Here is a 7,152-nt window from a genome sequence, read left to right as displayed (position 1 = left end):
CAACGCCAAACTGACCGAATAAAAATCCCAAACGTCGGATTATGCAACGATCCCCCTTGCGGGGAGGGCGACTCGGTGCCAGCCGAGCGGGGTGGGGGTTCCCGCTTGTGGCCGCTTAAGGAACCCCCACCCCGGGCCTCGCCTTCGGCTCGTCTCTCGCCCTCCCCGCAAGGGGGAGGGAGCTGGCGTGCCTCAATTCAGACGCTGATCCCGACCTCCGCCAGCAGCGCCGCGCGCGCCGCACGCACCTGCCCCCACAGATCGGGGTTGGCCATATCCGCCGGGCCAATCGCCTCCGGCCACCAGGTTTCGACCAGCCGTTCCAGCCGGTCGGCCTTTGCGCTATCCATCAGGAAGCGCGGATCGACCCGCGCCGGATCGGCGACCACGCGCAGGCGCATGCAGGCCGGGCCGCCGCCGTTCTGCATCGATTCGCGCACATCGACGAAATGCGCGGCGCGGATCGGGCCGTTGCCGGCCACCAGCGCCGCCAGATAGGCCCGCACCGATGGCGTCGCCTCCGCCTCTTTCGGCAGCACCAGCGCCATGCTGCCATCGGGCAGCGTGAGCAGTTGCGAATTGAACAGATAGGAGCTGATCGCGTCGGCCAGGCTGACCGCGCTGGCCGGCACTTCGATCACCACGGCGTCGGGCATCACCGCCGCCAGATCGGCCTTCAACCTGGCCGGATCGGCAAAGGCCTGTTCGTGCGCGAACAGCACAGGGCCATTGGCGACGGCGACGACATCATTGTGGAAGGCGCCGGCATCGATGGCGGTCTGGCTTTGCGCCGCGAATACAGTGCGCGCCGAATCAAGCCCGTGGCGGCGGGCGATGGCTTCGGAGGCGCGGCGGTTCTGGCGGGCCGGAAAGCGGCCGCCCTCCTCGCCCCCAGCGGCGGAGCCGCCATCACTGCCAAATACGAAGATTTCCACCCCCGGTGCATCGTGGCGGCTGCACAGGCGCATGTGATTGGCCGCGCCTTCATCGCCGAAGGCCGCCGGCAGCGCTTCATGCACGGCAAAGGCCGGATCGGCAAAGGCGATGGCCAATTGCGCATGGGTTTGGGGATGCTCGATGCTGCGGTGCGCCATGCGCGACAGATTGGCGGCGCTGATGTGGCAGCGGCCGTCCGCCGTGTCGGCCGCCGGTGACACGGTGGCGGCGTTGGCCGTCCACATCGAACTGGCCGAACAGGCGATGGCGAACAGCCGGGGATCGGCGGCGGCAGCGCGGGCGATGACCTGATCATCCGTGCCGGCAAAGCCCATCCCCCGCAGGAACCCCACATCCGGGCGTTCCAACGGCAGCAAAAAACCCTGCGTCAGCCCCAGCCCCATCACGAAGCGCATCTTGGCCAGGCCCTGCAACGCCGCGGCGCGCGGGCGCGAGGTGGCGCCGGCATGGCGCGCGCTGGCCAGATTGCCGAGCGACAGCGCCGCATAATTGTGGCTGGGGCCGATCAGCCCATCGAAGTTGATTTCAACAACGCTCCCCTCCCCCCGGATCAAGTCCGGGGCAGGCTGCTTGCGGGAGGGGTTGGGGGTGGGATTGGACGTCATGGACGGTCCTCGTTGGCCCCACCCCCAGCCCCTCCCGCAGGCGGGAGGGGAGAAAGGCCCGCGGGGATGGCGCCCGCTAATGTGTCGCTGGCCAGGCTCGCCACCGGGAAGGCGCAATAATCGGCGGCATAATAGGCGCTGGGCCGATGGTTGCCGCTCGCCCCGACGCCGCCGAACGGTGCCGCCGATGACGCGCCGTTGGTCGGCCGGTTCCAGTTGACGATGCCGGCTCGGGCGCGCGCCCAGAAATCGTCGAACAGCGCGGCATCGCCGCCGATCAGCCCGGCGGCGAGACCAAAGCGCGTGGCGTTGGCGCACGTGATGGCCGCATCCCAGTCCGGCACACGGATGATCTGCAACACCGGCCCGAACAATTCGTCGTCGCTCGGCGCGCAGCCGGTCATGTCGATGACGGCGGGCGACAGGAACGGCCGATCAGCACGCGCGCGCAGCAGCGGGCGCAGCACGCGGCCACCTGCCGCGACCAACCCGGCCCAGCCGCGTGCCAGCCCGTCGGCAGCGGCGTTGGAAATCACCGGCCCCATGAACGGCTGCGGTTCATCGAACGGCGCGCCGACGATCAGCCGGTCCGCCAGCGCCAGCACCGCCTCGACCAGCCGGTCGTCACCATCGCGCACGATCAGCCGCCGAGCATTGGTGCAGCGCTGCCCCGCCGACAGATAGGCCGATTGCACCACCAGCGCGGCAGCAGCATCGATGTCGTCCAATCCCCACGCCACCAGCGGATTGTTGCCGCCCATTTCCAGCGCCAATATGCGCTGCGGCGTGTCGGCAAACTGGCGGGCCAGCGCCGCGCCGACATGCGCCGATCCGGTGAACAGCAAGCCATCGATATCGGCACCGGCCAGATCGCGCCCGACATCGCCGCCGCCGTGCACGATGGTCAGCACGCCGTTCGGCAGCCCGGCCTGCGCCCACAAACGACCCATGAAATCCGCCACGGCCGGCGTCTGTTCGGATGGCTTGAACACCAGCGTGTTCCCAGCCAGCAGCGCCGGCACGATATGGCCGTTCGGCAGATGCGCCGGGAAATTATACGGCCCCAGCACCGCCAGCACGCCATGCGGCTTGTGACGCAAGCTCTGCCGCACGCCGGCCGCTTCGCTGCCCTTCTCACCCGCGCGTTCGGCCTGCGCGGTGATCGAGATTTCGACCTTGGCGGCAACGCTGGCAACTTCGGTGCGGGTTTCCCACAGCGGCTTGCCGGTCTCTTGCGCGATCAGCCGGGCAAACGCGTCGGCGCTGGCGTCCACCGCCGCCTTGAAGGCGCGGACAATGGCGATGCGCTGATCCAGCGACGTGCGCGCCCACGCAGGCGCGGCGGCGCGCGCGGTGGCCACGGCGTCTGCCACGCCGCCGGTCGGCCCGGTCCAGATCACCTCCCCGGTGCAGGGATCGGTGGAAGCAAGTTCAGCAAGGGACATGGCGGATCCTGCAGCCGGGCGCGATGCCCAGCAATTGCGCAATGGTGGACGGCAGCGTGCCAGCCGGGTCCACCGGGGCGATGAACGCCTGGAAATCGCGCAGATGCCCGCTCGCCACCAGATGGGCCGGCGCATCGACCGTGTCGGCCAGGGCGGCCACCGCCGCGCAGGCCGTGCGGATGGTCTTCAGATCGTCGGTGCGCGCCGCCACCGTCGGGCCGCCATCGAAGATATCGACATAATTGTCATACACAAAGCCTTCGGCCTGCAGCATGGCCAGCGCGGCGCGGCCGCCGCCGTGCGGCTGGCCGATGGCATCGCGCGCGGCTTCGGGCAGCAGGCTCGTATAGATCGGATGGCGCGGCATCAGATCGGCGATGAACTGGTTGCCGTTGATCGCGTTGAACTGGTCGGCCTGTGGAAAGGTCAGGCCAAAGAATTGCCGGCCCAATGCATCCCAGAACGGCGAATGCCCATCCGCATCCATCACGCCGCGCAGCTCCGCAATCACCCGGTCGCCAAAGCGCGCGCGGTGCTGGGCGATGAACAGATATCGCCCCCGCGCCAGCAACCGCCCCAGCCCGCCGGTGCGCAGATCGGGGTGCAGGAACAGCCCGCCGACTTCCGACGCGCCGTCGAAATCGCTGGTCAGCGACAGGAACGGGATGCGGAAGGTGCGACCGAGTTCCCGGCTGGTCTGGGTGAGGGTGCATAATTTGTAGCTGTAGAACGGCTGGCAGGCGCCGATGCGGCTGAAGATCATCGCGGTGCCGCCGATGCGGCCTGTGGCGACTTCTTCCAGCAGCAGCAGATACAGTTCATCCTCCGGCGTCTCTTCAACGCGCGCGAAGCTGGCGTCGGACCAGGTCAGCCGCCGCGCCAGCGCGGCTTCATCGGCGGGCAGATTGGTGAAGCCGCCGCCCGTCAGTTGCGCCAGCGCCAGGATTGAAGGCAAATCTTCCCGGCGCGCCGGGCGCACCCGCCACAGGCTCATCGCTGCCATCCATGTTGCGCCACGCGCATCAGGATCAGCGCCGAAAGCCGCGCGCGCTCCTCCAGCGAATCGGCGCAGAGAAATTCGTCTGCACTGTGGATGGCGCCGCCGCGCGGCCCCAGCGTGTCGACCACGGCCAACCCGGTCGCGGCGAGATTGTTGCCGTCGCACACCCCGCCAGTGTCCCGCCACGAAATGCCCAGGCCCAGCGCCGCGCCGCAGCTCTGCACCAGTTCGAACAGGCGCAATTGATTGGCGTCCAGCGGCTTGGGCGGGCGGGCGAAACGGCCATGGACGTGGATCATCACGTCGTGCGCCACCGCCACGTCCCCGACTGCCTTGTTGATGCCGGCTTCCGCCCGCACCTGCGCGGTTCCGCTGCGCGGCCGCATGTTCCAGCGCAGCACCGCGGTATCGGGCACGATATTGTTGGGGCCGCCGCCTTCGATCATCGCCGGGTTCACCGACAGATCATCGCCGGCCAGCGCGGCCAGCCGCAGCGCCAGATCGGCGGCGGCGACAATCGCGTTGCGGCCGTCCAGCGGATTGCGCCCCGCGTGCGCGGCCCGGCCATGGATGGCGGCCGAAAAATTGCCCGATCCGGCCCGCGCCCCGGCCAGCGTGCCATCGGGCAGCGCCGGTTCATAGGTGAGGCCAAGGTGGCAACGCCGCGCCGCCGCATCCAGCAGCGGGGCTGAACCGGGCGAGGAGACTTCCTCGTCACTGTTCAGCACGATTTCCCAGCCCAATTGGTCGGCAAACGGGCTGGCTTCGAATGCGGTCAGCGCCGCCTTCAGCACGGCGATGCCGCCCTTCATGTCGGCAGTGCCGGGGCCGTTCAGCGTGTCCGCATCCAGCCAGCGGCAGGCCTGAAACGGATGATCCGCGCCGAACACCGTGTCCATATGGCCGGTCATCAGCACGCGCACCGGCGCCTGTGGCCGTTTGACGATGTGCAGATTGTCGCCGTGCGTCAGCGCCACTTCGCGGCCGTCGGCATCGATGCGGCTGGCCGGGGCGGCGGCCACGCGGGCAATGTCCCCGCCCAACGGCGCGAAGGCTGCGGCCAGAACATCGGCCATGCGCGCCAGACCATCCAGGTTGCGGCTGCCGCTGTTGATCGCCGACCACGCCTCGATCTCGGCCAGCATCGCGCCGCGCCGCCCATCGATGCGGGCCAGCACGGCCGCTTCCGCGGCTGACAGGGACGATGCAAGGGCGACCATGGCCACAGACTGGCCTGTGATCAATCAAACCGCAAGTGAATTTTGTGATCAAAACCACAAAGGTCGCTGCTGGTGACCGGGTAACACTGCCACCTTGACCAGTGGCGCGCTTGCTGGGCATGACGGTGCCAAGACATTGCCAGCGCCGTGGGGACACCGGTGCCGGCGGCCGACCTGAGGGGATAATCGCTTGGACAACAAATGGCGCGTGAAGTCGCTGGATGCCATTCTGGCAACGGCTTCGAAAAAATCACTCACCCGCTCGCTGGGGGCGTTCCAGCTCACCATGCTGGGCATCGGCGGCATCATCGGCACCGGCATCTTCGTGCTCACCGCCGAAGCGGCGCAATTGGCCGGGCCGGGCATGCTGATCAGCTTCGTGCTGTCGGCGCTCGTCTGCGGGCTGGCGGCGCTCTGCTACGCCGAACTCGCCGCGATGGTGCCGGTTTCGGGCAGTGCCTATACCTACAGCTATGCGACCTTTGGTGAAATCCTCGCCTGGATCGTCGGCTGGGCGCTGGTGCTGGAATATGCGGTGGCGGCCAGCGCCGTGGCGGTCGGCTGGTCCGGTTACATGGTCGGGGTGCTCGACAATTTTCTGGGCATCGAACTGCCCTCCGCGCTGGTCACCGGGCCTTATGCCGGCGGCCTCATCAACCTGCCGGCGGTGATCATCGCCCTGGCCGTCACCTGGCTGCTGGTGATCGGCACCAAGGAAAGCGCCACGGTCAACGCGGTGCTGGTGGTGATCAAGGTGGTGGCGCTGGCGGCGTTCGTCGTGCTGGCGGTGCCGGCGGCGACGGCCGACAAGTTCACGCCGTTCCTGCCCCTGGGCGTTGGCGGTGCGGTCAGCGCGGCCTCGATCATCTTCTTTGCCTTCGTCGGGTTCGATGCGGTCTCTACCGCGGCGGAGGAGACCAAGGACCCGCAAAAGAACATCCCGATCGGCCTGATTGCCAGCCTTGGCATCTGCACGATCTTCTACATGCTGGTCGGCACCGGCGTGATCGGCAGCTATGGCGCGCAGCCGGTGTTCGGCCCGAACGGTGAGGCGTTGCAGCCTGGTTCGCCGGAACTGGTGGCCCAGTGCAAGAGCTTTGCCGAAGCCACGCTGCCCGTCGTCTGCTCCAACGAGGCGCTGGCGCATGTGCTGCGCGCCATCGGCCATCCCGGCGTCGGCAATGTGCTCGGCCTCGCGGCCGGCTTCGCGCTGCCGTCGGTAGTGCTGATGATGATGTTCGCGCAGACCCGCGTGTTCTTCGTGATGAGCCGCGATGGCCTGCTGCCCGGTGGCCTGTCGAAGGTGCACCCGAAATATGGCACGCCGCATGTGGTGACGATCATCACCGGTCTCGGCGTGGCCATCTCGGCCGCCTTCTTCCCGGTCGGGCAGTTGGCGAGCGTGTCCAACGGCGGCACGCTGTGTGCCTTCTTCTTCGTCAGCCTGGCGATCATGGCGCTGCGCCGCAGCGATCCCGATCGCAAGCGCGTGTTCCGCACGCCGGCGGTGTGGCTGGTCGCACCGCTCGCCGCTGCCGGTTGCCTGCTGCTGTTCGGCTTCCTCAGTTGGGTGGCACAGGCGGTGTTCTTCGGCTGGGCGGCGATCGGCCTGGTGTTCTATTTCCTCTATGGCCGCACGCGTTCCAATGTGGCGCGCGGGATCACCGTGGTGGGTGACGCGCCGCCCGGCGCGTGAGGATTGCGCCGGGATAATCACCGGCGCAGGCAAACGCCTCCATTCATAATGCAAAAGGGCGGCCTTCACGGGCCGCCCTTTTTCCTCGATCTCATCGGTTCGCGCCCGCACCCCTCCGTCGCCTGCGGCGCCACCTCCCCTGGAAGGGGAGGAGCTTTCGATCCTCCCCTTCCAGGGGATCGTTGCATTATTCTGCTGATATGATTCACTTCTGTCCTGTTTTGGAGGG

5 protein-coding genes are annotated in these 7,152 nt (G+C 68.0%); 1 reads left to right on the top strand and 4 read right to left on the bottom strand.

Features of this window, described 5'->3' with window-relative positions; genetic code table 11:
* Nucleotides 1-197 precede the first annotated feature (197 nt).
* From ABWP22_RS15655 to ABWP22_RS15640, 4 genes are read right to left on the bottom strand one after another with little or no spacing between them, the layout of a single operon-like run.
* The gene (locus ABWP22_RS15655; RefSeq protein WP_353200927.1) at nt 198-1,562 is read right to left on the bottom strand and encodes an N-succinylarginine dihydrolase; all 1,365 of its coding nucleotides are present in this window, start codon (nt 1,560-1,562) and stop codon (nt 198-200) included.
* Entirely contained in the window at nt 1,559-3,007 is a 1,449-nt protein-coding gene (astD, locus tag ABWP22_RS15650) for a succinylglutamate-semialdehyde dehydrogenase (protein ID WP_353200926.1), read from the bottom strand. The genes ABWP22_RS15655 and astD overlap by 4 nt, the downstream gene beginning before the upstream one ends.
* Nucleotides 2,994-4,010, bottom strand: a complete 1,017-nt coding sequence (locus ABWP22_RS15645) for an arginine N-succinyltransferase (protein WP_502951140.1) — start codon at nt 4,008-4,010, stop codon at nt 2,994-2,996. Before ABWP22_RS15645 ends, astD begins: the two co-directional genes overlap by 14 nt.
* Nucleotides 3,998-5,227 (bottom strand): hydrolase, encoded by a 1,230-nt coding sequence (locus ABWP22_RS15640; protein WP_353200924.1) that lies wholly within the window; start codon nt 5,225-5,227, stop codon nt 3,998-4,000. The genes ABWP22_RS15645 and ABWP22_RS15640 overlap by 13 nt, the downstream gene beginning before the upstream one ends.
* 190 nt (nt 5,228-5,417) lie before the next feature.
* Between ABWP22_RS15640 and ABWP22_RS15635 the strand changes: the two genes are divergently transcribed.
* On the top strand, nt 5,418-6,923 hold the full coding sequence (locus ABWP22_RS15635) for an amino acid permease (protein ID WP_353200923.1): 1,506 nt from the start codon (nt 5,418-5,420) through the stop codon (nt 6,921-6,923).
* Nucleotides 6,924-7,152: the final 229 nt, after the last annotated feature.

Source organism: Sandarakinorhabdus sp. (genome assembly GCF_040398665.1).
Lineage (GTDB): Bacteria > Pseudomonadota > Alphaproteobacteria > Sphingomonadales > Sphingomonadaceae > Sandarakinorhabdus.
This window is presented reverse-complemented; position numbering and strand designations above follow the sequence as displayed.